This is a genomic window from Mesorhizobium sp. M7A.F.Ca.AU.002.02.1.1 (assembly GCF_003998535.1).
GTDB classification, from domain to species: domain Bacteria; phylum Pseudomonadota; class Alphaproteobacteria; order Rhizobiales; family Rhizobiaceae; genus Mesorhizobium; species Mesorhizobium ciceri.
On the sequence record NZ_RZPB01001320.1, the window covers coordinates 1 to 889 of the forward strand.

An 889-nucleotide genomic window follows, 5' to 3' on the forward strand; every position below is an offset into this window, starting at 1 on the left:
CCTGGCCGAATACGACACGCCGGAATGGGCGCCGCCGAAGGCGCAGCAATGGGCCGGCGGCCAGATCACCCGCTTCGGCCCGAAAATCCTCGGCGTGGTTGCCGCCAATGACGGCACCGGTGGCGGCGCCATCGCGGCCTTCAAGGCGGCCGGCGTCGATCCGGTGCCGCCGGTGACCGGCAATGACGCGACGATCGCGGCACTGCAACTGATCATCGCCGGCGACCAGTACAACACCATCTCCAAGCCGAGCGAGATCGTGGCGGCGGCCGCCGCCAACATCGCCATCAAGCTACTTTCTGGCGAGACGCCTAAGGCCGAGATGACGCTGTACGATACGCCCTCGCAGCTGTTCACGCCGGCTGTTGTGACGCAGGAAAACCTGAAGGCCGAGATCATCGACAAGAAGATCAACACCGCGGCCGAGCTCTGCGTCGATCGTTACGCGGAAGGCTGCAAGAAGCTGGGCATCGGGAACTGACCGCGACCCTTGCCCGCTCCGCTGCCTGGCCACCCGCGTGGTGGCCAGGCAGCGCTCATGCGAAATTTTTGAACCGGTTTTGAAAGGCTTCCTGGCATGACCGATACCTCGGACGAACCGGTTCCGGCAGGCGAGCTGGTGCTCAGCCTGCGCGGCGTTTCGAAGAATTTCGGCGCCGTTTCGGCGCTCACCGACATCGATCTCGATGTCCATGCAGGCGAAGTGGTGGCGCTGGTCGGCGACAATGGCGCCGGCAAGTCGACCCTGGTCAAGATCCTGGCCGGCGTGCATCAGCCGAGCTCAGGCACGATCAGTTTTCGCGGCAAGCAGGTGACACTTGCCGATCCGAGTGCCGCGCTGACGCTCGGCATCGCCACCGTGTTCCAGGACCTGGCGCTGTGCGAGAAC

2 protein-coding genes are annotated in these 889 nt (G+C 64.8%); both read left to right on the plus strand.

The features are described 5' to 3' along the window. On the plus strand, nt 1-481 hold a 481-nt coding region (locus EN879_RS37435; protein WP_164774917.1), incomplete at its 5' end, for a substrate-binding domain-containing protein. Nucleotides 482-577: 96 nt separating this feature from the next. Beyond that, the coding region (locus EN879_RS37440) for an ATP-binding cassette domain-containing protein (RefSeq protein WP_164774918.1) at nt 578-889 on the plus strand (312 nt) is incomplete at its 3' end.